The following is a 23,856-nucleotide window of genomic DNA, read 5'->3' on the forward strand; positions in this document are numbered from 1 at the left end:
AGCTGGGACCACAGCGTATCGTCCGGATCAATACGCCGCCCGCCCCTGTGGACAAGGGCGGGCGGCACCGTCGATTACGAGTCATTCGGGTTGGTTTCCTGCTGCTCGCGGATGCGTTCCGCGAGTTGTGGGGGCATGGCTTCGTGCCGGGCGTACGTCCGGTCGAAGCGGCCGGCGCCATGGGACAGGGAGCGCAGGTCGATCGCGTACCGGCCGATCTCCAGCTCCGGTACCTCGGCCCGTACGAGAGTGCGTCCGGGGCCGGACTGTTCGGTGCCGATCACCCTGCCGCGCCGCCCGGACAGATCGCTCATCACCGGCCCGACGTAGTCGTCGGGGACCAGGACCTGGATCTCGGCGACGGGTTCGAGGAGCTGGATGCGGGTGTCCGAGGCCGCCTCACGCAGGGCGAGTGCGCCCGCGGTCTGGAACGCGGCGTCGGAGGAGTCCACGGAATGGGACTTTCCGTCCCGCAAGGTGATGCGTACATCGACGAGCGGATGTCCGGCCGCCACTCCGCGGGCGGCCTGGGCGCGCACGCCCTTCTCGACGGAGGGGACGAACTGGCGGGGTACCGCTCCGCCGACGACCTTGTCGACGAATTCGATGCCCGTACCCGGTGGCAGCGGCTCCACGTCGATCTCGCAGATGGCGTACTGGCCGTGACCGCCGGACTGCTTCACATGCCGGCCCCGGCCCGTCGACGGGGCCGCGAAGGTCTCGCGCAGCGACACCTTGTGGGGCACGGCGTCGACCTGGACGCCGTAGCGGCTGCGCAGCCGGTCCAGCGCCACGTCCTGATGGGCCTCGCCGAGGCACCACAAAACCACCTGGTGGGTGTCCTGGTTCTGTTCGAGGCGCATGGTCGGGTCCTCGGCGACGAGCCGGGAGAGCCCCTGGGAGAGTTTGTCCTCGTCCGCCTTGCTGTGGGCCTCGATGGCGAGCGGCAGCAGTGGGTCCGGTGCGGTCCAGGGGTCCATCAGCAGCGGCCGGTCCTTGGCGGAGAGGGTGTCCCCGGTCTCGGCGCTGAGCAGTTTGGCGACGCAGGCCAGATCTCCGGCGATGCACGCGGTGAGGGGGCGCTGTTGATTGCCGAAGGGGGCGGAGAGCGCGCCGACACGTACCTCCGCCTCGTGGAAGGGGCGGGTCTCGTGGCCGGGGGCGGTGAGGCCGTGGCCGAAGACATGGACGGTTTCGTCGGGGCGCAGGGTGCCGGAGAAGACGCGTACGAGCGAGACCCGGCCGACGTACGGGTCGGAGGCCGTCTTGACGACCTCGGCGACGAGCGGGCCCTGCGGGTCGCAGGTCAGGACCGGTCGCGGGGCCCCGTGCAAGGGGGTGATCTCGGGGAGCGGGCGCTCCAACGGGGTGGGGAAGCCGCCGGTGATCAGGTCCAGGAGCTCGACGGTGCCGATGCCCTGGCGGGCGCCTTCGGCGGCGGGGGCCGCGGTGAGGACGGGGTGGAAGGTGCCCCGGGCGACGGCACGTTCCAGGTCGTCGATGAGTGTCTTGATATCGATCTCGGCCCCGCCGAGATAGCGGTCCATCAGGGTCTCGTCCTCGCTCTCGGCGATGATCCCCTCGATCAGCCTCGCGCGCGCCTCCTGGAGCCGGGCCTGCTGGGCGTCGGCGGGTGGGTTCTCCTGTCGCTCGCCGGAGGAATAGTCGAAGATCCGCTGGGTGAGAAGTCCGGTGAGTCCCCTGAGCGGGGCGTGCCCGTCGGGGCCCTCGGGGCCGAGGACGGGCAGGTAGAGCGGGAGTACGGCGTCGGGGTCGCCGCCGCCGAAGATCTCGCCGCAGATCCGGGTCATCTCGTCGAACGAGGTACGCGCGGTGTCGAGGTGGGTGATGACGATGGCGCGCGGCATGCCGACGGCTGCGCACTCATCCCACACGGCGCGGGTGGCGCCCGCCACGGCGTCGGCCTCCTGGGCCGCGGACACAATGAACAGGGCCGCGTCCGCTGCCCTCAGACCGGCCCTGAGTTCCCCGACGAAATCGGCATATCCGGGGGTGTCCAGCAGATTGATCTTGTACCCGCCCCATTCGACGGGGACCAGGGAGAGCTGTACGGACCGTTGCTGGCGGTGTTCGATCTCGTCGTAGTCGGAGACGGTGGCGCCGTCCTCGACCCGGCCGGCCCGGTTGACCGCGCCCGTGGTCTGTGCTAGGCCCTCGACGAGGGTGGTCTTGCCGGAGCCGCTGTGGCCGACCAGCACCACATTCCGTAGGGATGAGGCCTGGTCGGCCGTCGCTGCCCTGCCGGCGGCCCCGGTGTGTGCGTGTGCCTTGTCGCCCATGATGCGTGCCTCCCAGATAGTGGCGCGGAGCGGGAAGAAAAGCCGGCGCGGATTGGGGGAGAAGGGTGCACGGGCACGGGAGAGCCGCCGCGGCGGCTACGGCGACGCCCGCGGTAATTCGAGCTTTCCACTCAGGTCACGTCGCGTCCATACGTCGCGCGCCGCCGCGCGACGGCCGGGTGCCCGGACGGTGGAGTCCGGCGGGCGTGACTACGATGGGCCAGCCGGTGGCCGAAGGGGCCGCTCGGCCCACCGACCCTCGGGAAGGCCATGCTGAACAAGTACGCGCGTGCATTTTTTACGCGTGTCCTCACACCGTTCGCCGCACTGTTGCTCCGTCTCGGTGTGAGCCCTGACGCGGTCACTCTGATCGGTACGGCCGGAGTGGTGGCAGGTGCGCTGGTCTTCTTCCCGATGGGGGAGTTCTTCTGGGGCACGGTCGTCATCACGATCTTTGTCTTCTCCGACCTCGTCGACGGCAACATGGCCCGGCAGGCCGGTATCTCCAGCCGCTGGGGCGCGTTCCTGGACTCGACACTCGACCGGGTCGCCGACGGGGCCATCTTCGGAGGGTTGGCGCTCTGGTACGCGGGCAACGGCGACGACAACGTGCTGTGCGCGGTCGCGATCTTCTGCCTGGCGTCCGGCCAGGTGGTCTCGTACACGAAGGCGCGCGGCGAGTCGATCGGGCTGCCGGTCGCGGTCAACGGTCTCGTGGAGCGCGCCGAGCGGCTGGTGATCTCGCTGGTCGCGGCCGGACTCGCCGGTCTTCACAAGTTCGGTGTCCCCGGGATCGACATCCTGCTGCCGGTCGCGCTGTGGATCGTCGCCGCGGGCAGCCTGGTGACGCTCGTGCAGCGGGTCGTGACCGTGCGCCGCGAGTCAGCGGAGGCCGATGCGGCCGATGCCGCCGCTGCGGACCGGGGGAGCGGGGCCACGCAGTGAGCAGCGCACCGGGTGAGACGCAGACCGGCCTGCAGGACCGGTTGACCGACGGGCTGTACGGGCTCGGCTGGGCCGCCGTCAAGAAGCTCCCCGAGCCGGTCGCCCGGGCTCTCTTCCGCACCATCGCCGACCAGGTGTGGAAGCGGCGGGGCAAGAGAGTGCTGCGGCTGGAGTCCAATCTGGCACGGGTCGTGCCCGGGGCGTCCGAGGCCCGGCTCGCCGCGCTCTCCAAGGCCGGGATGCGCTCGTACATGCGCTACTGGATGGAGTCGTTCCGGCTGCCCACCTGGAGTCCGGCGCGGATCAAGGCGTCGGTAGAGGTGACGGACGCGCACCGGTTGACCGACGGGCTGGACTCCGGCCGCGGCGTCATCCTCGCCCTGCCGCACCTGGGGAACTGGGACCTGGCAGGAGCCTGGGTCACCACCGATCTCAAGGTGCCCTTCACCACGGTTGCCGAGCGGCTCAAGCCCGAGACGCTGTACGACCGGTTCGTGGCCTACCGTCAGGGGCTCGGCATGGAGGTCCTGCCGCACAGCGGCGGCGCCGCCTTCGGCACCCTGGCGCGACGACTGCGCGCGGGCGGCCTGGTCTGTCTGGTCGCCGATCGCGACCTGTCGGCCTCCGGCGTCGAGGTGACGTTCTTCGGCGACACCGCGCGCATGCCCGCGGGACCGGCGCTGCTGGCCCAGCAGACCGGGGCGCTGCTGCTGCCGGCGACCCTCTCGTACGACGACACGCCTGTGATGAAGGCACGTGTCCATCCGCCGGTCGAGGTGCCCGAGTCAGGCAGCCGTACGGAGAAGACGTCCTCGATGACACAGGCGCTGGCCGATGCCTTCGCCGTCGGAATCGCCGAGCATCCGGAGGACTGGCACATGCTGCAATGGCTCTGGCTCGCCGACCTGGAGAACCGGGAGGACCGGCCGTGAAGATCGGAATCGTCTGCCCGTACTCCTGGGACGTACCGGGCGGTGTGCAGTTCCACATCCGCGACCTGGCCGAACACCTGATCCGTCTGGGACACCAGGTGTCGGTGCTGGCACCCGCCGACGACGAGACACCGCTGCCGCCGTACGTGGTATCGGCGGGCCGGGCCGTTCCCGTCCCGTACAACGGCTCCGTGGCCCGGTTGAATTTCGGGTTCCTCTCGGCAGCCCGAGTGCGCCGCTGGCTGCACGACGGCACCTTCGACGTGATCCACATCCACGAGCCGACCTCGCCGTCGCTGGGACTGCTCGCCTGCTGGGCCGCGCAGGGGCCGATCGTTGCCACGTTCCACACGTCCAACCCGCGCTCCCGGGCCATGATCGCGGCGTACCCGATTCTGCAGCCCGCGCTGGAGAAGATCAGCGCGCGCATCGCGGTGAGCGAATACGCACGCCGGACCCTGGTCGAGCACCTGGGCGGCGACGCGGTCGTCATTCCGAACGGGGTCGATGTCGGCTTCTTCGCCGGGGCCGAGCCCAAGGCCGAGTGGCAGGGCGGCACGATCGGCTTCATCGGGCGCATCGACGAGCCCCGCAAGGGGCTGCCCGTCCTGATGAGGGCGCTGCCCGCAATCCTCGCCGCGCGTCCGGACACGCGGCTGCTGGTGGCGGGCCGCGGCGATGAGGAGGAGGCCGTCGCCTCGCTGCCCGAGGAGATGCGCGCCCGCGTCGAATTCCTCGGCATGGTGAGCGACGAGGACAAGGCGCGGCTGCTGCGCAGCGTCGATGTGTACGTGGCACCCAACACGGGCGGCGAGAGCTTCGGGATCATCCTGGTCGAGGCGATGTCGGCCGGCGCGCCGGTCCTCGCCAGCGATCTGGATGCGTTCGCGCAGGTCCTGGACCTGGGCGCGGCGGGCGAGCTCTTCGCCAATGAGGACGCGGACGCGCTGGCGTCGACGGCGATCCGGCTCCTCGGCGACCCGGAGCGGCGTACGGAGCTGCGCGAGCGGGGAGCCGCGCACGTGCGGCGCTTCGACTGGTCGACGGTCGGGGCGGACATCCTCGCGGTGTACGAGACGGTGACGGACGGCGCGGCGTCGGTGGCGGCCGACGAACGCACCGGCCTGCGCGCACGCTTCGGACTGGCGCGGGACTGAGCGGGGGCGGGCGCGCCATGCATCGAGCCGGCGGAATGGTTCGCGCCGGGCATCGAGCCCGCCGGGTGATTCGCGCGGCACATCAAGCCCGTCCGGCGATTGAGGCCCGGGGCCAGGGCGGCGCCCCGGCGGCGACCGAGCCCGTCCGCACCCGCGCTCAGCCCGAGCCCCAGGCCGGACGGCCGCACCACCCGCGCTCCGACGGTAGCCTTGCCGCCCGTGATCGAAACCCTTATTTGGATCGCCGTCGCGATCGTCGCGATCGGCATGTACCTCAGCTGGACCGCCGGACGACTGGACCGGCTGCACACCCGCATCGACGCGGCCCGCGCCGCCCTCGACGCGCAGCTCCTGCGCCGCGCCTCGGTCACCCAGGAACTGGCCACGTCGGGTGTCCTCGACCCGGCCGCGTCCATCGTGCTGTACGAGGCCGCGCACGCCGCCCGCCAGGCGGAGGAGGAACACCGTGAGGTCGCGGAGAGCGAGCTGAGCACCGCGTTGCGGGCGGTGTTCGGTGAGACGGCGCAGGTGGAGACCGTGAAGGAGATCCCGGGCGGCGAGGCGGCGGCGTTCGAACTCGCCGCAGCCGTGCGCCGCGTCCCGATGGCCCGGCGGTTCCACAATGACGCGGTGCGTGCGGCGCGTGCGCTGCGCAGGCACCGCACGGTGCGGTGGTTCCGGCTGGCCGGGCACGCCCCGTTCCCGCTCGCTTTCGAGATGGACGACGAACCGCCGGTCGCCCTGGCGGACCGCCCCGTCAGCTGACCGGCGGCCGCATTCGTACATGACCGGCCTCACAACCCGGTCCGTACGTGTTCAAAACGATCCACCGGCCCTCCATTGGCCCTTGCTGTGGACTGGTCCCGGAGAGTTTGCTCAGCACTGCGTCATTCAGCGCTTTCAGCAACTCTTTTCTCCGAGTGAGGTCGATCCGTGTCCACGCTTCCCACCATCCCGCAGTCCGCCGACTCCACGGCCACCGGCACCGCCCGCGTCAAGCGCGGCATGGCCGAGCAGCTCAAGGGCGGCGTGATCATGGACGTCGTCAATGCCGAGCAGGCGAAGATCGCCGAGGACGCGGGTGCCGTGGCCGTCATGGCCCTGGAGCGGGTGCCGGCCGACATCCGCAAGGACGGCGGCGTGGCCCGGATGTCGGACCCGAACATGATCGAGGAGATCATCGAGGCCGTCTCCATCCCGGTGATGGCGAAGTCCCGTATCGGCCACTTCGTCGAGGCCCAGGTCCTGCAGTCCCTCGGTGTCGACTACATCGACGAGTCCGAGGTCCTCACCCCGGCCGACGAGGTCAACCACAGCGACAAGTTCGCCTTCACCACCCCGTTCGTCTGCGGCGCCACGAACCTGGGCGAGGCTCTGCGCCGTATCGCCGAGGGCGCGGCCATGATTCGTTCGAAGGGTGAGGCCGGCACCGGAAACGTCGTCGAGGCGGTCCGTCACCTGCGCCAGATCAAGAACGAGATCGCCCGGCTGCGTGGCTATGACAACAACGAGCTGTACGCCGCCGCCAAGGATCTCCGCGCCCCGTACGAGCTGGTCAAGGAGGTCGCCGAGCTCGGCAAGCTGCCCGTCGTGCTGTTCTCCGCGGGCGGCGTCGCCACCCCCGCCGATGCCGCGCTGATGCGCCAGCTCGGCGCCGAGGGCGTCTTCGTCGGCTCCGGCATCTTCAAGTCCGGCGACCCGGCCAAGCGCGCCGCCGCCATCGTGAAGGCCACCACCTTCTACGACGACCCGAAGATCATCGCGGACGCCTCCCGGAACCTGGGCGAGGCCATGGTCGGCATCAACTGCGACACCCTGCCCGAGGCCGAGCGCTACGCCAACCGTGGCTGGTAGTCACTGATGAGCGACACCCCTGTGATCGGAGTCCTGGCTTTCCAGGGCGACGTACGGGAACACCTGATCGCCCTGGCCTCGGCGGATGCCCTGGCCAGGCCGGTCCGGCGTCCCGAGGAACTCGCCGAGGTCGACGGCCTGGTCATACCCGGTGGCGAGTCCACCACGATGTCCAAGCTGGCTTCCCTGTTCGGCATGCTGGAACCGCTGCGCGAGCGGGTACGGGACGGGATGCCGGTCTACGGCACCTGCGCCGGAATGATCCTGCTCGCCGACAAGATCCTCGACCCGCGCTCGGGCCAGGAGACGGTCGGCGGGATCGACATGATCGTGCGCCGCAACGCCTTCGGGCGGCAGAACGAGTCCTTCGAGGCGGCCGTGGAGGTCGCCGGTATCGAGGGCGGCCCGGTCGAGGGCGTGTTCATCCGCGCCCCGTGGGTGGAATCGGTCGGAGCCCAGGCCACGGTCGTGGCGGAGCACGGCGGCCACATCGTCGCCGTACGTCAGGGAAACGTCCTGGCGACGTCATTCCACCCGGAACTGACCGGGGACCATCGCGTTCACGCGTTGTTCGTGGATATGGTGCGCGCAGTCGTCTGACTCGATCCCGGTAGGATCTCCCGGGTTCGGATCGATTTTGGTGACGCGAAGGAGAAGGCAGATGTCCGGCCACTCTAAATGGGCTACGACGAAGCACAAGAAGGCCGTGATCGATGCCAAGCGCGGCAAACTCTTCGCGAAGCTGATCAAGAACATCGAGGTCGCGGCCCGCACCGGTGGTGTGGACCCCGAGGGAAACCCGACCCTCGTGGACGCGATCCAGAAGGCGAAGAAGAGCTCCGTACCGAACAAGAACATCGACTCCGCGGTCAAGCGCGGTGGCGGTCTCGAAGCGGGCGGCGTCGACTACCAGACGATCATGTACGAGGGTTACGGCCCCAACGGCGTCGCGGTGCTCATCGAGTGCCTCACCGACAACCGCAACCGTGCCGCCTCGGACGTGCGTGTCGCGATGACCCGCAACGGCGGTTCGATGGCCGACCCGGGTTCGGTCTCGTATCTCTTCAACCGCAAGGGCGTCGTGATCGTCCCCAAGGGCGAGCTGACCGAGGACGACGTTCTCGGTGCCGTGCTGGACGCGGGCGCCGAGGAGGTCAACGACCTCGGCGACACCTACGAGGTCGTCAGTGAGGCCACCGACATGGTCGCGGTTCGTACCGCGCTCCAGCAGGCCGGCATCGACTACGACTCCGCCGAGGCCGACTTCCTGCCCACCATGCAGGTCGAGCTGGACGAGGAGGGCGCGCGCAAGATCTTCAAGCTGATCGACGCGCTGGAGGACAGCGACGACGTGCAGAACGTCTTCGCCAACTTCGACGTCCCGGACGAGGTCATGGAGAAGGTCGACGCCTGAGCCACGCTCAGCACAGCCTTTACGGACGGGCCGACGGGGACACACCCGTCGGCCCGTCGCATTGTCAGTGCGAGCCGATAGCCTGCGGGAACAGTTGACCGATCGGTACGGAGGGGGCTTCCCATGCGGGTACTCGGCGTCGACCCGGGGCTGACCCGGTGCGGTGTCGGCGTCGTCGAAGGCGTCGCAGGCCGGCCCCTGACGATGCTCGGCGTCGGGGTCGTCCGCACCCCGGCGGATGCGGAGCTCGGCCACCGGCTGGTGGCCATCGAGCGCGGCATGGAGGAATGGCTCGACGAGCACCGGCCCGAATTCGTCGCCGTGGAGCGGGTGTTCAGCCAGCACAACGTCCGTACGGTGATGGGCACGGCCCAGGCCAGCGCGGTCGCCATGCTCTGCGCATCCCGGCGCGGCATCCCCGTTGCCCTGCACACCCCCAGCGAGGTCAAGGCGGCCGTCACCGGCAGCGGCCGTGCCGACAAGGCGCAGATCGGGGCCATGGTCACCCGGCTGCTCAGACTCGACGCCCCACCGAAACCCGCCGACGCGGCCGATGCCCTCGCGCTCGCCATCTGCCACATCTGGCGCGCCCCCGCCGTCAACCGCCTCCGGCAGGCACAAGCGGCAGCAGCAGCCGCAGCCCGTCCCCCGCGCGTTCCCCGTACACCCGCAGTTCCCGTCCGGAAGGTCCCCAGATGATCGCCTTCGTCAGCGGCCCCGTGGCCGTACTCACCCCGACCACGGCCGTGATCGAGGTCGGCGGCATCGGCATGGCCGTCCAGTGCACGCCGAACACCCTCGCCGACCTCCGGATCGGCAAGGAGGCCAGGATGGCCACCTCCCTCGTCGTACGGGAGGACTCGCTCACCCTCTACGGCTTCGCCGACGACGACGAGCGGCAGGCCTTCGAGCTGCTCCAGACCGCCAGCGGAGTCGGACCCCGGCTCGCCCAGGCCATGCTCGCCACCCACAGCCCGGACGCCCTGCGGACCGCGGTCGCCACCGGTGACGAGAAGGCGCTCACCGCAGTCTCAGGCATCGGCAAGAAGGGCGCGCAGAAACTCATCCTCGAACTGAAGGGCAGGCTCGGTGAGCCCGTGGGTGCCCACATCGGCCGACAGGGCATCGGCACCGCCGTCACCTCCTCCTGGCGCGACCAGCTGCAGGCCGCCCTGATCGGTCTCGGCTACGCCACCCGCGAGGCCGACGAGGCGGTCACCGCCGTCGCCCCGCAGGCGGAGGCGGCCCTGGCCGAGGGCCGGCAGGCGCCCGTGCCGCAGCTGCTGCGCGCCGCGCTGCAGACCCTCAACCGCGCGCGCTGACCGGAGCACGACATCCCGGGGGACACCCCGACGCAGGGCCGGGCACCGCGCGGCACCGAAACACCCGAGGCGGGACAGACGGAATGAACTGGGACGAGACTGGACCCGACACCGACGAGCGGCTCGACGAACGCCTCGTCGACGCCGACGCGGACGGCGAGGACACCGCGGTCGAAGCGGCGCTGCGGCCGAAGGACCTCGACGAATTCGTCGGCCAGGAGAAGGTGCGCGAACAGCTCGACCTGGTCCTCAAGGCGGCCAGGGCACGCGGCGCCACCGCCGACCATGTCCTGCTCTCCGGCGCCCCCGGCCTCGGCAAGACCACACTCTCCATGATCATCGCGGCCGAGATGGGCGCGCCGATCCGGATCACCTCGGGTCCCGCCATCCAGCATGCGGGTGATCTCGCCGCGATCCTCTCCTCCCTCCAGGAGGGTGAAGTTCTCTTCCTCGACGAGATCCACCGCATGTCGCGGCCCGCCGAGGAGATGCTCTACATGGCGATGGAGGACTTCCGGGTCGACGTCATTGTCGGCAAGGGCCCCGGAGCCACCGCCATCCCGCTGGAACTGCCGCCCTTCACGCTGGTCGGTGCCACGACCAGGGCCGGGCTGCTGCCGCCCCCGCTGCGCGACCGTTTCGGCTTCACCGGCCACATGGAGTTCTACGCCCCCACCGAACTGGAACGTGTCATCCACCGCTCCGCCCGCCTGCTCGACGTGGAGATAGACGTGGACGGCGCCGCCGAGATCGCCGGCCGTTCCCGCGGCACCCCCCGTATCGCCAACCGGCTGCTGCGCCGCGTCCGGGACTATGCCCAGGTCAAGGCCGACGGACGGATCGACCGCGCCGTCGCCGCCGTGGCCCTCGGGGTGTACGAGGTCGACGCCCGGGGCCTCGACCGGCTGGACCGGGCGGTGCTCGGCGCCCTGCTGAAGCTCTTCGGCGGCGGCCCCGTCGGACTGTCCACCCTCGCGGTCGCCGTGGGCGAGGAGCGCGAGACGGTGGAGGAGGTCGCGGAGCCCTTCCTGGTACGGGAGGGACTGCTGGCCAGGACGCCGCGCGGGCGGGTCGCGACACCCGCGGCCTGGGCCCACCTCGGCCTCGTACCTCCCCAGCACGGCGGAAAGGGACAACACGGCCTGTTCGGGGCGTGACGCGTCACAGGTTCACCCGGACAGGAACCACCGAGGTGTGCTGGGCGTTGTTCCATCGATGCGGACTCGCTTAGACTCCGCCGATGCCGCCCTTTCAGGTCGGTGTGCCCACCCCCGTAGATCAGGCCGCCTTTCAGCGCGGTCGTGCGAAGGAAACTCGTCCCGTGAATCCCCTGTCTCTCCTCCCCCTCGTCGTGCTCATCGGGGCCATGTTCCTGATGACGCGGTCCGCCAAGAAGAAGCAGGCGGCCGCTGCCCAGATGCGCGATGAGATGCAGCCCGGCACCGGCGTCCGGACGATCGGGGGCATGTACGCCACCGTCAAGGAGCTCAACGACGACACGGTTCTCCTTGAGATCGCGCCCGGCGTCCACGCCGTCTACGCCAAGAACGCCATCGGTGCCGTCCTGGACGACGCGGAGTACAACCGCATCGTCCACGGCGACGACGAGGATGCCCTCGACGGCGCGGTCGTGCCGGACGATGCCTCCTCGCTGACCGGGGCCGACGCCGACGAGGACACCTCGGACGACGCCAAGATCGACCTGGGCAAGAAGACCGAGTCCGACGACGTCGAGCCGGCGGACGCCGAGTCCGGCAAGAAGTCCGAGAGCAAGACCGACGGCGAGGCCGACGCGAAGTAGCCCACGAGCCGGGGATGCCATGAGCCCACCGGCATCCAGCACTCCCCGGACCGTGCGGTCTTCTGCGGGGGCGGGTTCCCACTACACTTCGTGGCCGCTCGGGCGCGTACCCGGCGCGGGGCGGTTGGACAGGGAGAAACGAGAAGGTGGCAGCACCGAAGAAGAGCCGAGGGCCGGCCGGCGGTCAGGGCAGGCCGGGGCGTTCCCTGGCTCTGATCCTGATCGTCATGGTCGCGCTCACCGGCGGGATGTTCCTGGCCGGTCAGACGACCCCACGACTGGGCATCGACCTGGCGGGCGGCACGTCCATCACGCTCGAGGCGAAGAGCGAGCCCGGCCAGGAATCGGCGATCAACAAGACCAACATGGACACCGCGGTCGAGATCATGGAACGCCGTGTCAATGGTCTGGGTGTCTCCGAGGCCGAGGTCCAGACGCAGGGCGATCGCAACATCATCGTCAACATCCCCAAGGGCATGAACTCCGCTCAGGCCCGCGAGCAGGTCGGCACCACCGCCAAGCTCTACTTCCGGCCGGTGCTGACCGTCGCCGAGGGCACGCCCACCCCGATGCCCAGCGCCTCGACGTCCGGCAAGCCCAGCTCCTCCGCCAGCCCGAGCGCCTCGGCGTCGGACGAGGGCAAGGCGTCCGCGAAGCCGAGCGCGAGCGCCACCACCCAGGGCCGCGCGGTCACCGGAGCCCTCAAGACCGACGGCACGCCCACCCCGAAGGCGAGCACCACCCCGACGGCCGACGCCACGCCGTCGGCGTCCGCCGCTGACCAGGCTGCCGCCGCCGAGCTGCAGAAGCAGTTCGGGGCCCTCGACTGCTCCAGCAAGGCCTCCCGCGCCAAGGCGGCACAGAGCGCCAAGTCCACCGAAACGGTCGTCGCGTGCAGCTCTGAGGGCGACGTCAAGTACGTCCTCGGCCCGGCCGAGGTGTCCGGTACCGAGGTCGAAAGCGCCAAGGCCAACTTCGACCAGCAGCGCGGCATGTGGATCGTCCAGATGGAGTTCACCAAGGAGGGCTCCAAGCAGTTCCAGACGATCACCAAGAAGCTCTCCGCGCAGCAGCCCCCGCAGAACCAGTTCGCCATCTCCCTGGACGGCGAGGTCGTCTCCGCGCCCCAGGTGAACACGACACTCAGCGGCAGCGCCGAGATCTCCGGCAGCTTCACCCAGCAGTCCGCCGAGGACCTGGCCAACGTGCTCTCCTACGGTGCGCTCCCGCTCTCGTTCGAGGAACAGAGCGTCACCACGGTCACCGCCGCACTCGGTGGCGAGCAGCTCCAGGCAGGTTTGATCGCCGGCGCCATCGGTCTGGCCCTGGTGGTCATCTACCTGGTGGCCTACTACCGCGGACTGGCGTTCATCGCGCTCCTGAGTCTCATGGTCTCCGGCATCCTGACCTACACGATCATGTCACTGCTCGGCCCGGCCATCGGCTTCGCACTGAACCTCCCGGCCGTCTGCGGCGCCATCGTGGCCATCGGTATCACCGCGGACTCGTTCATCGTGTACTTCGAAAGAATCCGCGACGAGATCCGCGATGGCCGTACGCTCCGCCCGGCCGTCGAGCGCGCCTGGCCGCGCGCCCGGCGCACCATCCTGGTGTCCGACTTCGTGTCGTTCCTTGCCGCGGCGGTGCTCTTTGTCGTCACCGTCGGCAAGGTTCAGGGCTTCGCCTTCACGTTGGGTCTCACCACCCTGCTCGACGTGGTCGTGGTGTTCCTCTTCACCAAGCCCCTCATGGTGCTGATGGCCCGTACGAAGTTCTTCTCCAGCGGTCATCCGTGGTCCGGTCTGGACCCGAAGCGGCTCGGCGCCAAGCCGCCGCTGCGCCGCTCGCGCCGTGTCAACGCCCCCACTGACCCGAAGGAGGCGTGAGATGTCGCGACTCGGCAGTCTCGGCGCCCGTCTCTACCGCGGCGAGGTCGGCTACGACTTCATCGGCAATCGCAAGATCTGGTACGGGATCTCGATACTGATCACCATCACGGCCATCGTCGGCCTGGCGATCAGCGGCCTCAACATGGGCATCGAGTTCAAGGGCGGTGCGGTTTTCACCACCCCGAAGACGAGTGTGACCGTCGCCGAGGCGGAGGACCTGGCGACGGAGGCCTCCGGCCACCAGGCCATTGTCCAGAAGCTCGGCAACGGCAGTCTGCGCATCCAGGTCAGCGAGGTCGACACCGAGAAGTCCGACCAGATCAAGGACCAGCTCTCCAAGGACCTCGGCGTTCCGGCGGAGAAGATCGCTGCCGATCTGGTCGGCCCCAGCTGGGGTGAGCAGATCGCCAACAAGGCCTGGATGGGCCTCGGCATCTTCATGGTCCTCGTGGTGATCTACCTGGCCATCGCCTTCGAGTGGCGCATGGCCATCGCGGCCCTGGTCGCGCTGATACACGACATCACCATCACGGTCGGCGTCTACGCCCTGGTCGGCTTCGAGGTCACCCCGGGCACCGTGATCGGTCTGCTGACCATCCTCGGTTACTCCCTCTACGACACGGTCGTCGTCTTCGACAGCCTCAAGGAGGGCACGAAGGGGATCACCAAGCAGACCCGGTGGACGTACAGCGAGATCGCCAACCGCTCCATCAACAGCACGCTGGTCCGTTCCATCAACACCACCGTCGTGGCACTGCTGCCGGTCGCCGGTCTGCTGTTCATCGGTGGCGGTGTCCTCGGCGCCGGCATGCTGAACGACATCTCCCTGGCGCTCTTCGTCGGCCTGGCCGCCGGTGCGTACTCCTCGATCTTCATCGCCACCCCGCTCGTCGCCGACCTCAAGGAACGCGACCCGCAGATGAAGGCTCTGAAGAAGCGGGTCCTCGCCAAGCGTGCGGCGGCCGCCGCCAAGGGCGAGTCCGCCGAGGGCGAGCAGTCGAACGACGACGACGTCCCGGAGGACGCCGAACCCGCCGCCGCGGTCGTCGGCCAGCGGCAGCAGCCCCCCAGGGGCCACGGCCGGACCCCGGGGAAGCGCCGATGACCAGCAGCACCACCGAGAGCACCCGTGAGCTCCTGCTCAGCCGGATCCGCGATGTGCCGGACTATCCGAAGCCGGGCGTGATGTTCAAGGACATCACCCCGCTGCTCGCGGACCCGACGGCGTTCGCGGCCCTCACCGACACCCTCGCGGAGCTGTGCGTACGGCACGGCGCCACGAAGATCGTCGGCCTCGAGGCGCGCGGCTTCATCCTGGCCGCCCCGGTCGCGGTCCGGGCCGGGCTCGGCTTCGTACCCGTCCGCAAGGCGGGGAAGCTGCCCGGAGCCACGCTCAGCCAGGCGTACGAGCTGGAGTACGGCACCGCCGAGATCGAGATCCACGCGGAGGACCTGTCCGCCGACGACCGGATCATGGTCATCGATGACATCCTCGCGACCGGCGGAACCGCCGAGGCCTCGCTGGAGCTGATCCGGCGGGCCGGTGCCGAGGTCGCGGGCGTCGCGGTGCTCATGGAGCTCGGATTCCTGCCCGGCCGTGCCCGACTGGAGCAGGGCCTGCGCGGCGCCCCGCTGGAGGTTCTGATCTCGGTCTGAGCAGCAGCAGACCGTTACGTGGCAACGGCTCATGCACGAAGGACGGGCACCCGGGAACAACCGGGTGCCCGTCCCGCGTTGTGAGGAGGCTCACGATCCCCGGGCGAGGACCGGCCACAGGATCGATACGATGGCCTTTCCGGGTATCCGGATCCGCACGAGGAGCGCTCTTGCCAGACGAGGCCCAGCCAGTCGCCGCCCCGCAGCCCGACAAGCCCGCGGCGGCCCCAGCCACGCCCGGGAAGAAGCAGCCTGCACAGAAGCCGAAGCCCCCGGCCCCCGAGCCCGGTACGGGCCCGGAGCGGACCCGTACCCCGGCGCTGCGGCCCGCGGCCGCTTCCCCCGCGCTGCGGCCCGCGCCCGCTTCCCCCGCGCTGCGGCCCGCGCCCGCTTCCCCTGCGCAGCCGGTCGCCCCCGCCTTGCCGGCCACGTCCGCCCCGAAGCCCCCGGCGAAGCCCGCTGCCAAGCCGGTCACCCCGGCCGCTTCCGCGACCCGCTCCGGCGGCTCCTCCAACCGGGTACGGGCCAGGCTTGCCCGCCTCGGTGTGCAGCGCTCCAGCCCGTACAACCCGGTGCTCGAACCGTTGCTGCGCATCGTCCGCAGCAACGACGCCAAGATCGAGAACGCCACGTTGCGCCAGATCGAGCGCGCCTACCAGGTCGCCGAGCGCTGGCACCGCGGCCAGAAGCGCAAGAGCGGCGACCCGTACATCACCCACCCGCTCGCCGTCACGACGATCCTTGCCGAGCTCGGCATGGACCCGGCGACGCTGATGGCCGGACTGCTGCACGACACGGTCGAGGACACCGAGTACGGCCTGGACACCCTGCGACGGGACTTCGGCGACCAGGTCGCCCTGCTCGTCGACGGCGTCACCAAGCTGGACAAGGTCAAGTTCGGCGAGGCCGCACAGGCCGAAACCGTACGCAAGATGGTCGTCGCCATGGCCAAGGACCCCCGGGTCCTCGTCATCAAGCTCGCCGACCGGCTGCACAACATGCGCACCATGCGCTACCTCAAGCGGGAGAAGCAGGAGAAGAAGGCCCGCGAGACGCTTGAGATCTATGCCCCACTGGCACACCGCCTGGGCATGAACACCATCAAGTGGGAGCTGGAGGACCTCGCCTTCGCGATCCTCTACCCCAAGATGTACGACGAGATCGTCCGCCTCGTCGCCGAGCGGGCGCCCAAGCGCGACGAATACCTCGCCATAGTGACCGACGAGGTTCAGGCCGACCTGCGCGCCGCCCGGATCAAGGCCACCGTCACCGGCCGGCCGAAGCACTACTACAGCGTCTACCAGAAGATGATCGTGCGGGGCCGGGACTTCGCCGAGATCTACGACCTGGTGGGCATTCGGGTCCTTGTCGATACCGTCCGCGACTGTTACGCGGCGCTCGGCACCGTTCACGCGCGATGGAATCCGGTCCCCGGCCGGTTCAAGGACTACATCGCGATGCCCAAGTTCAACATGTACCAGTCGCTGCACACCACGGTGATCGGTCCCAGTGGCAAGCCCGTCGAGCTTCAGATCCGTACGTTCGACATGCACCGTCGTGCCGAGTACGGCATCGCCGCGCACTGGAAGTACAAGCAGGAGGCCGTCGCGGGCGCCTCCAAGGTGCGCACCGACGTCCCCAAGAACACCGGCCGCGGCCAGGACACCGTCAACGACATGGCGTGGCTGCGTCAGCTCCTGGACTGGCAGAAGGAGACCGAGGACCCCAGCGAATTCCTGGAGTCGCTGCGCTTCGATCTCTCCCGCAACGAGGTTTTCGTCTTCACGCCCAAGGGCGACGTCATAGCGCTTCCCGCAGGGGCGACGCCGGTCGACTTCGCGTACGCCGTCCATACGGAGGTCGGCCACCGGACCATAGGGGCACGGGTCAACGGGCGGCTCGTACCGCTCGAATCGACCCTCGACAACGGCGATCTGGTGGAGGTCTTCACCTCCAAGGCGGCCGGCGCCGGACCCTCCCGGGACTGGCTGGGCTTCGTCAAGTCGCCCCGCGCCCGCAACAAGATCCGCGCCTGGTTCTCCAAGGAGCGCCGCGACGAGGCGATCGAGCAGGGCAAGGACGCCATCGCGCGCGCCATGCGTAAGCAGAACCTGCCGATCCAGCGGATTCTGACCGGCGACTCCCTGGTCACGCTCGCCCATGAGATGCGCTACCCCGACATCTCGTCGTTGTATGCGGCGATCGGCGAGGGCCATGTCGCGGCCGCGGGCGTCGTGCAGAAGCTGGTGCAGGCGCTCGGCGGCGAGGACGCCGCCAACGAGGACCTCGCGGAGAGCGCGCCGCCCTCGCGCAGCCGCCACAAGCGCCGCTCCAACGCCGATCCCGGTGTCGTCGTCAAGGGCGTCGACGACGTCTGGGTCAAACTGGCCCGTTGCTGTACGCCGGTCCCCGGTGACCCGATCATCGGCTTCGTCACCCGCGGCAGCGGCGTCTCCGTGCACCGTGCCGACTGCGTCAACGTCGACTCGTTGTCGCAGCAGCCGGAGCGGATCCTGGACGTCGAGTGGGCGCCCACCCAGTCCTCGGTCTTCCTGGTCGCCATCCAGGTCGAGGCCCTGGACCGGTCGCGGCTGCTCTCGGACGTCACCCGCGTCCTGTCCGACCAGCACGTCAACATCCTGTCGGCGGCCGTCCAGACCTCCCGGGACCGGGTGGCCACCTCGCGCTTCACCTTCGAGATGGGCGACCCGAAGCACCTCGGACACGTACTGAAGGCGGTACGGGGCGTGGAGGGCGTCTACGACGTCTACCGCGTCACCTCCGCCCGCAGGCCGTGACCGATGACGCGGTGAATGCCGAGGGGCCCTCCGTCACGGACGGAGGGCCCCTCGCTGCTGGACGGTACGGAGCCGACCGGCTCCGTACACACCCACCTGTTCAGCCGCCGAACTCCTCCAGGCCCTTCAGAGCCTGGTCCAGCAGCGCCTGACGGCCTTCGAGCTCCTTGGCCAGCTTGTCGGCCCGGGCGTTGTTGCCCGAGGCGCGAGCCGTGTCGATCTGCGTACGCAGCTTGTCCACGGCCGCCTGCAGCTGACCGGTCAGACCCGCGGCGCGCGCACGCGCCTCCGGGTTCGTCCGGCGCCACTCCGACTCCTCGGCCTCCTGGAGCGCCCGCTCCACCGCGTGCATCCGCCCCTCGACCTTCGGGCGGGCGTCACGCGGCACATGGCCGATGGCCTCCCAGCGCTCGTTGATGGCCCGGAACGCGGCCCTGGCCGCCTTCAGGTCCTTCACGGGCACCAGCTTCTCGGCCTCGACCGCGAGCTCCTCCTTGAGCTTGAGGTTCTCGCCCTGCTCCGCGTCCCGCTCGGCGAAGACCTCGCTGCGGGCGGCGAAGAAGACGTCCTGGGCACCGCGGAATCGGTTCCACAGCTCGTCCTCGGCCTCGCGCTGGGCGCGGCCCGCCGCCTTCCACTCCGTCATCAGGTCGCGATAACGGGCGGCCGTCGCTCCCCAGTCCGTGGAACCGGAGAGCGACTCGGCCTCGACGACCAGCTTCTCCTTGGCCTTGCGGGCCTCCTCGCGCTGGGCGTCCAGCGAGGCGAAGTGGGCCTTGCGGCGCTTGGAGAACGCCGAGCGGGCGTGCGAGAAGCGGTGCCACAGCTCGTCATCGGACTTGCGGTCGAGCCGTGGCAGGCCCTTCCACGTGTCGACAAGAGCACGGAGCCGCTCGCCCGCGGAACGCCACTGCTCGCTCTGCGCCAGCTCCTCGGCCTCGGCGACCAGCGCCTCCTTGGCGTGCTTCGCCTCGTCGGTCTGCTTCGCCTTCTGGGCCTTGCGCTCCTCGCGCCGCGAGTCGACCGTCGCGACCAGCGCGTCGAGTCGCTTGCGCAGCGCGTCGAGGTCACCGACGGCGTGATGCTCGTCCACCTGCAGACGCAGATGCTCGATGGCGGTCGTGGCGTCCTTCGCCGACAGGTCGGTGGTCTTCACCCGCCGTTCGAGGAGGCCGATCTCGACCACAATGCCCTCGTACTTGCGCTCGAAGTAGGCCAGAGCCTCCTCGGGGGAACCCGCCTGCCACGATCCGACGACCTGCTCGCCATCGGCTGTACGCACGTACACGGTGCCCGTCTCATCGACGCGGCCCCACGGGTCGCTGCTCACAGCGCCTCCTCCACCTGATGCCTGCGAGAGGGTTCGCCCCCCTGGCATCGTCCACAGTTTCCTGGGGCGGGCAGCGCCCGCCCTGCACAACGCCAATCTAGGCGACCGGCCGCCCGGCTGTCCGCACTCAGCGCGGCCGAAAATAATCCGGTCCGCCCTCAGAGCCTGTCGGGTCCTGCCGACCCGACCGGGTCATGACTTGTCGACAGCGGCCTTCGAGATGGTCACGGCCTTCTTCGGCGGACCGTCGGGCGCACCGCCTTCCACGCCTGCCGCACCGACGTCCTTGACGGCCTTCAGCGAGGCATCGTCCATCGTGCCGAACGGGGTGTAGGTGGGCGGCAGTTTGCTGTCCTTGTACACCAGGAAGAACTGGCTGCCGCCGGTGTGAGGCTGGCCCGTGTTCGCCATCGCCACCGTGCCCGCCGGATAGGTCACCGTGCCGTCCGCGCCCGCCTTGCCCAGCGCGGTCAGGTTCTCGTCCGGGATCGTGTAGCCGGGGCCGCCCGTGCCGTCGCCCTTGGGGTCACCGCACTGGAGGACGAAAATGCCCTGCGTGGTCAGTCGGTGACACTTCGTGCCGTCGAAGAAATCCTTGTCGGCCAGCGACTTGAAGGAGTTCGTGGTGTGCGGCGTCTTCGCCGCGTCCATCGTGAACGCGATGTCTCCCTCGTTCGTCGTGAGCGACATGGTGTACTTCGACTTCTTGTCGATCTTCATCGCGGGCTCGGGCACGCTGCTCTCGCTCGCCGACGGCGAGGCCGAAGGGCTCGCGCTCGCGGCCGCGTCGCTCTTGTCCTTCTCGCCGTCGCCGTCGAGGGCGATATACGTGCCCACACCGGCGACCGCCACCACGGCCACTGCGGACGTGATGACGGCCGTCAGCCGCCTCGTCCTGCGGCGGGCTTCCTCCCGGCGCTGCTGCTGCCGCTCGAACTTCTCCCTGGCGAGCTGCCGCCGCCGCTGATCGCTGCTGACCACCGGGTGATCTCCTTGATAGGTCGTGTGATGGGGCCTGGGCTGCCCCGTACCGTATATGGGTTAGCTGTGGAATGAGGAGCGCCGGTAGGCTCTGAACTGCCGCGACCTTCTCAGTCGCAATCCGCCGTCGGACGACCATTAAGAAGGACGATCGTGCTCATTGCCGGGTTCCCCGCCGGGGCCTGGGGGACCAACTGTTACCTGGTCGCCCCGGCCGCAGGCGAGGAGTGCGTGATCATCGACCCGGGCCATCAGGCCGCACCCGGAGTCGAGGAAGCACTGAAGAAGCATCGGCTGAAGCCCGTCGCCGTCGTACTGACCCACGGCCACATCGACCACGTCGCCTCGGTCGTCCCGGTGTGCGGCGCGCACGACGTCCCCGCCTGGATCCACCCGGAGGACCGGTACATGATGAGCGACCCGGAGAAGGCCCTCGGCCGTTCCATCGGGATGCCGCTCATGGGCGAGCTGACGGTGGGGGAGCCGGACGACGTCAAGGAGCTGAGCGATGGCGCCCGGCTGAAGCTGGCCGGTCTGGAGTTCGGTGTCGCGCATGCGCCCGGCCATACCAAGGGGTCGGTGACGTTCAGGATGCCCGAGGCCGCGGATGTTCCGCAGATCCTCTTCTCGGGCGACCTGCTCTTCGCCGGCTCCGTCGGACGCACCGACCTGCCCGGTGGCGACCACGCCGAGCTGCTCGAGTCGCTGGCCCGTGTGTGCCTGCCGCTCGACGACTCGACCGTGGTGCTGTCCGGCCACGGCCCCCAGACGACCATCGGCCGCGAGCGCGCCTCGAACCCGTATCTGCACGGCATGGACGCGCCCCGACGAGGAATGTGACGAGAGAAATTCCGTGAGCACCTTCAAGGCCCCCAAGGGCACGTACGACCTGACCCCGCCCGACTCCGCGAAGTATCTCGCGGTGCGCGAGGCGATCGCCGCACCCCTGAAGAACTCCGGTTACGGCTACATCGAGACGCCCGGCTTCGAGGACGTCGCCCTCTTCTCGCGCGGTGTCGGTGAGTCCACCGACATCGTGACCAAGGAGATGTACACCCTCACCACCAAGGGTGGCTCCCAGCTGGCGCTGCGCCCCGAGGGCACCGCGTCCGTGCTGCGCGCCGCGCTGGAGGCCAACCTCCACAAGCTCGGCAACCTGCCCGTGAAGCTCTGGTACTCCGGCTCGTACTACCGCTACGAGCGCCCGCAGAAGGGCCGCTACCGGCACTTCTCGCAGGTCGGTGCCGAGGCGATCGGCGCCGAGGACCCGGCGCTGGACGCCGAGCTGATCATCCTCGCCGACCAGGCGTACCGCACGCTGGGTCTGCGGAACTTCCGCATCCTGCTCAACTCGTTGGGTGACAAGGAGTGCCGCCCCGTCTACCGGGACGCGCTTCAGGGCTTCCTGCGCGAGCTCGACCTGGACGAGGAGACCCGTCGCCGCATCGAGATCAACCCGCTGCGGGTCCTCGACGACAAGCGGCCCGAGGTGCAGAAGCAGCTGGCCGGTGCCCCGGTGCTGCGTGACTATCTGTGTGACGCCTGCAAGGCGTACCACGAGGAGGTTCGCGACCTGCTCGCCGCGGCCGGTGTGGTGTACGAGGACGACGAGAAGCTCGTCCGCGGCCTCGACTACTACACCCGCACCACCTTCGAGTTCGTCCACGACGGACTCGGCTCGCAGTCCGCGGTGGGCGGCGGGGGCCGCTACGACGGCCTGTCCGAGATGATCGGCGGCCCGGCGCTCCCGTCGGTCGGCTGGGCGCTCGGTGTGGACCGTACGGTGCTCGCGCTGGAGGCGGAGGGCATCGAGCTCGAACTGCCCGCGGCCACCAGCGTTTTCGCGGTACCGCTCGGCGAGGAGGCCCGGCGGGTGCTCTTCGGGATCGTCACGCAGCTGCGCCGCGACGGTGTGGCGGCGGACTTCGCGTACGGAAACCGCGGCCTCAAGGGTGCGATGAAGAGCGCGAACCGGTCGGGGGCGCGGTTCACGATCGTCGCCGGCGAGCGGGATCTGGCCGAAGGCGTCGTCCAGCTCAAGGACATGGAGTCCGGCGAGCAGACGGCGGTGGCCCTGTTGGACGTGGCCGGGGCGATCCGCGAGCGCCTGACCTAGGTGTTCTGTCCCGGGAGGTTGTGGACAGGTGAGCCAGATCTCGGCTGAGGCATCTTGAACGGGTAAGGGCCTTTCGAGTTCGGTGTGGATTGTGACGTCTACACCGACCGAAACGCCCTCGTGTCCCACCGTAATGCACCCCTGACCGAGACCGGATGCCTGCGCCCGGCCCGCTGCGTCCGGCACGCACGCTCGCAGCCACGCGGCCTCGGGTAGCAGCGGGCGAAATGCGTCACCGTCTCGCGCATCGTCAACCCGGTGGGTGCGGATTCATACTGCGGATGACTCCGACCCGAGAACGCCAACGGCGGGCCGCGGAGGAGGGATCGACGCCGAGCACCGACACGGTCTCTTCGCGGCTGCGGTGGCCCTGCGGGATCTTTGCGGGCGTCCTCTTTCCGGCCACATTCGGTCAGAGGATTCCGGATACCCCGCCCTGCCGGATACCTCGCCCTGCCGGATCCCCAAGTCCAGGCCGTCGTCCGCAGTCAGTTCGCCGTAGCACTTCCGCAGGCCGCGTACCTCCACCGCAAGTTCGGTCATGGTCCAGGGCGTGTCGCTGACCCGGTGTCCGGTACCGGCCGTGCGCAGAGCGTTGCGTGCACCTTTATGTCCATTGAACAGAGGACCGTCGGTGTCGTGCGGCACAATGACCGTGCCCAGCAGGCCACTCACTGATGGAACGGCGATATGACGACTGCAGCGGTTGACCAACCCTCCTCCGACCAGGACGAGGACGGCGGGAAGAGGACCATCGGCGGCAGTCGGGCGCTCGCACTGCTGCTGGTGATCACGGGCGCCGCCGGACTCTTCGCCGCCTGGATCATCACGATCGACAAGTTCAAGCTGCTGGAAGACCCCGACTTCACGCCGGGCTGCAGCCTCAACCCCGTCGTCGCGTGCGGCAACATCATGACGAGCGAGCAGGCGTCCGCCTTCGGCTTCCCGAACCCGATGCTCGGCCTGGCCACCTACCCCGTGATCATCGGCATCGGCCTGGCGCTGCTCGCGGGCGCCCGCTTCCGCAGTTGGTACTGGCTCGGGATGAACGCGGGCACGCTGTTCGGCGTCGGTTTCTGCACCTGGCTCCAGTACCAGTCGCTCTACAACATCAACTCGCTCTGCCTGTGGTGCTGCCTGGCCTGGGTCGCCACGATCTTCATGTTCTGCTACGTCACCACGCACAACATCAAGCACCGGATCCTCCCCGCGCCGAACTGGCTGCGCAACGGTCTGACGGAGTTCCACTGGGTGCCGCCGGTCCTGTGGATCGGCATCATCGGCATGCTGATCCTGACCCGCTGGTGGGACTTCTGGACCAGCTGACCGGCCCGCCGCTCCTGCCGGGTGACCGGCCCGGC

The 23,856-nt window shown here is 69.4% G+C and carries 21 protein-coding genes and 1 pseudogene; 18 read left to right on the forward strand and 4 right to left on the reverse strand.

Annotated features, from left to right (window positions below; genetic code table 11):
- Nucleotides 1–74: 74 nt before the first annotated feature.
- A complete protein-coding gene (locus tag ACZ3IC_RS25975) occupies nucleotides 75–2,300 on the reverse strand; it encodes an elongation factor G-like protein EF-G2 (RefSeq protein ID WP_467419748.1) in 2,226 nt (741 codons plus the stop codon).
- Between the two features lie 270 nt (nucleotides 2,301–2,570).
- On the opposite strand from ACZ3IC_RS25975, the gene pgsA reads away from it, so the two are divergent.
- The 15 genes from pgsA (at nucleotide 2,571) to ACZ3IC_RS26050 (ending at nucleotide 18,068) form a co-directional block, all read left to right on the forward strand.
- Entirely contained in the window at nucleotides 2,571–3,245 is a 675-nt protein-coding gene (gene pgsA / locus ACZ3IC_RS25980; RefSeq protein WP_467419750.1) for a phosphatidylinositol phosphate synthase, read from the forward strand.
- On the forward strand, nucleotides 3,242–4,177 hold the full coding sequence (locus tag ACZ3IC_RS25985) for a phosphatidylinositol mannoside acyltransferase (protein WP_467419752.1): 936 nt from the start codon (nucleotides 3,242–3,244) through the stop codon (nucleotides 4,175–4,177). Before pgsA ends, ACZ3IC_RS25985 begins: the two co-directional genes overlap by 4 nt.
- Nucleotides 4,174–5,334: a glycosyltransferase family 4 protein gene (locus tag ACZ3IC_RS25990; RefSeq protein ID WP_467419755.1), complete on the forward strand. Its 1,161-nt coding sequence runs from the start codon at nucleotides 4,174–4,176 to the stop codon at nucleotides 5,332–5,334. The genes ACZ3IC_RS25985 and ACZ3IC_RS25990 overlap by 4 nt, the downstream gene beginning before the upstream one ends.
- 267 nt (nucleotides 5,335–5,601) lie before the next feature.
- A complete protein-coding gene (locus tag ACZ3IC_RS25995; RefSeq protein ID WP_467419886.1) occupies nucleotides 5,602–6,099 on the forward strand; it encodes a hypothetical protein in 498 nt (165 codons plus the stop codon).
- Nucleotides 6,100–6,267: 168 nt separating this feature from the next.
- Nucleotides 6,268–7,188, forward strand: coding sequence for a pyridoxal 5'-phosphate synthase lyase subunit PdxS (gene pdxS, locus ACZ3IC_RS26000; protein WP_467419756.1), 921 nt, complete (start codon nucleotides 6,268–6,270; stop codon nucleotides 7,186–7,188).
- Nucleotides 7,189–7,194: 6 nt separating this feature from the next.
- Nucleotides 7,195–7,788, forward strand: a complete 594-nt coding sequence (gene pdxT / locus ACZ3IC_RS26005; RefSeq protein ID WP_467419757.1) for a pyridoxal 5'-phosphate synthase glutaminase subunit PdxT — start codon at nucleotides 7,195–7,197, stop codon at nucleotides 7,786–7,788.
- Between the two features lie 61 nt (nucleotides 7,789–7,849).
- The gene (locus ACZ3IC_RS26010; RefSeq protein ID WP_467419759.1) at nucleotides 7,850–8,602 is read left to right on the forward strand and encodes a YebC/PmpR family DNA-binding transcriptional regulator; all 753 of its coding nucleotides are present in this window, start codon (nucleotides 7,850–7,852) and stop codon (nucleotides 8,600–8,602) included.
- A gap of 123 nt (nucleotides 8,603–8,725) precedes the next feature.
- Complete coding sequence (gene ruvC / locus ACZ3IC_RS26015; RefSeq protein ID WP_467419762.1) at nucleotides 8,726–9,301, forward strand: crossover junction endodeoxyribonuclease RuvC; 576 nt, start codon at nucleotides 8,726–8,728, stop codon at nucleotides 9,299–9,301.
- Nucleotides 9,298–9,924, forward strand: a complete 627-nt coding sequence (ruvA, locus tag ACZ3IC_RS26020; RefSeq protein ID WP_467419763.1) for a Holliday junction branch migration protein RuvA — start codon at nucleotides 9,298–9,300, stop codon at nucleotides 9,922–9,924. The genes ruvC and ruvA overlap by 4 nt, the downstream gene beginning before the upstream one ends.
- Nucleotides 9,925–10,007: 83 nt before the next feature.
- The gene (gene ruvB / locus ACZ3IC_RS26025; RefSeq protein WP_467419766.1) at nucleotides 10,008–11,081 is read left to right on the forward strand and encodes a Holliday junction branch migration DNA helicase RuvB; all 1,074 of its coding nucleotides are present in this window, start codon (nucleotides 10,008–10,010) and stop codon (nucleotides 11,079–11,081) included.
- Between the two features lie 164 nt (nucleotides 11,082–11,245).
- On the forward strand, nucleotides 11,246–11,725 hold the full coding sequence (yajC, locus tag ACZ3IC_RS26030; protein WP_467419768.1) for a preprotein translocase subunit YajC: 480 nt from the start codon (nucleotides 11,246–11,248) through the stop codon (nucleotides 11,723–11,725).
- Nucleotides 11,726–11,871: 146 nt separating this feature from the next.
- The gene (gene secD / locus ACZ3IC_RS26035) at nucleotides 11,872–13,611 is read left to right on the forward strand and encodes a protein translocase subunit SecD (protein WP_467419771.1); all 1,740 of its coding nucleotides are present in this window, start codon (nucleotides 11,872–11,874) and stop codon (nucleotides 13,609–13,611) included.
- Nucleotide 13,612: 1 nt separating this feature from the next.
- Nucleotides 13,613–14,719 carry a protein translocase subunit SecF gene (gene secF, locus ACZ3IC_RS26040; RefSeq protein WP_467419772.1) on the forward strand — a complete coding sequence of 369 codons (1,107 nt, stop codon included), beginning with the start codon at nucleotides 13,613–13,615 and terminating at the stop codon, nucleotides 14,717–14,719.
- Nucleotides 14,716–15,270 carry an adenine phosphoribosyltransferase gene (locus ACZ3IC_RS26045; protein ID WP_467419774.1) on the forward strand — a complete coding sequence of 185 codons (555 nt, stop codon included), beginning with the start codon at nucleotides 14,716–14,718 and terminating at the stop codon, nucleotides 15,268–15,270. Before secF ends, ACZ3IC_RS26045 begins: the two co-directional genes overlap by 4 nt.
- Before the next feature lie 320 nt (nucleotides 15,271–15,590).
- Complete coding sequence (locus ACZ3IC_RS26050; RefSeq protein ID WP_467419888.1) at nucleotides 15,591–18,068, forward strand: RelA/SpoT family protein; 2,478 nt, start codon at nucleotides 15,591–15,593, stop codon at nucleotides 18,066–18,068.
- Between the two features lie 100 nt (nucleotides 18,069–18,168).
- Here ACZ3IC_RS26050 and ACZ3IC_RS26055 read toward each other — a convergent pair whose 3' ends face one another.
- Both ACZ3IC_RS26055 and ACZ3IC_RS26060 read right to left on the reverse strand, forming a co-directional pair.
- Nucleotides 18,169–19,398, reverse strand: coding sequence for a DUF349 domain-containing protein (locus ACZ3IC_RS26055; RefSeq protein WP_467419777.1), 1,230 nt, complete (start codon nucleotides 19,396–19,398; stop codon nucleotides 18,169–18,171).
- A gap of 192 nt (nucleotides 19,399–19,590) precedes the next feature.
- Nucleotides 19,591–20,379: a peptidylprolyl isomerase gene (locus tag ACZ3IC_RS26060; RefSeq protein WP_467419778.1), complete on the reverse strand. Its 789-nt coding sequence runs from the start codon at nucleotides 20,377–20,379 to the stop codon at nucleotides 19,591–19,593.
- A 153-nt stretch (nucleotides 20,380–20,532) separates the two neighbouring features.
- On the opposite strand from ACZ3IC_RS26060, the gene ACZ3IC_RS26065 reads away from it, so the two are divergent.
- Both ACZ3IC_RS26065 and hisS read left to right on the forward strand, forming a co-directional pair.
- Entirely contained in the window at nucleotides 20,533–21,219 is a 687-nt protein-coding gene (locus ACZ3IC_RS26065) for an MBL fold metallo-hydrolase (RefSeq protein ID WP_467419780.1), read from the forward strand.
- Between the two features lie 13 nt (nucleotides 21,220–21,232).
- The gene (gene hisS / locus ACZ3IC_RS26070) at nucleotides 21,233–22,495 is read left to right on the forward strand and encodes a histidine--tRNA ligase (RefSeq protein WP_467419783.1); all 1,263 of its coding nucleotides are present in this window, start codon (nucleotides 21,233–21,235) and stop codon (nucleotides 22,493–22,495) included.
- Between the two features lie 191 nt (nucleotides 22,496–22,686).
- Here the strand turns inward: hisS and ACZ3IC_RS26075 are convergent.
- Nucleotides 22,687–23,038 (reverse strand): annotated as a pseudogene (locus ACZ3IC_RS26075) (P-loop NTPase family protein); the annotation flags it as partial.
- Between the two features lie 147 nt (nucleotides 23,039–23,185).
- Between ACZ3IC_RS26075 and ACZ3IC_RS26080 the strand changes: the two are divergent.
- Nucleotides 23,186–23,821 carry a vitamin K epoxide reductase family protein gene (locus tag ACZ3IC_RS26080; protein ID WP_467419784.1) on the forward strand — a complete coding sequence of 212 codons (636 nt, stop codon included), beginning with the start codon at nucleotides 23,186–23,188 and terminating at the stop codon, nucleotides 23,819–23,821.
- Nucleotides 23,822–23,856: the final 35 nt, after the last annotated feature.

It is taken from the genome of Streptomyces sp. NPDC002958, assembly GCF_055563255.1.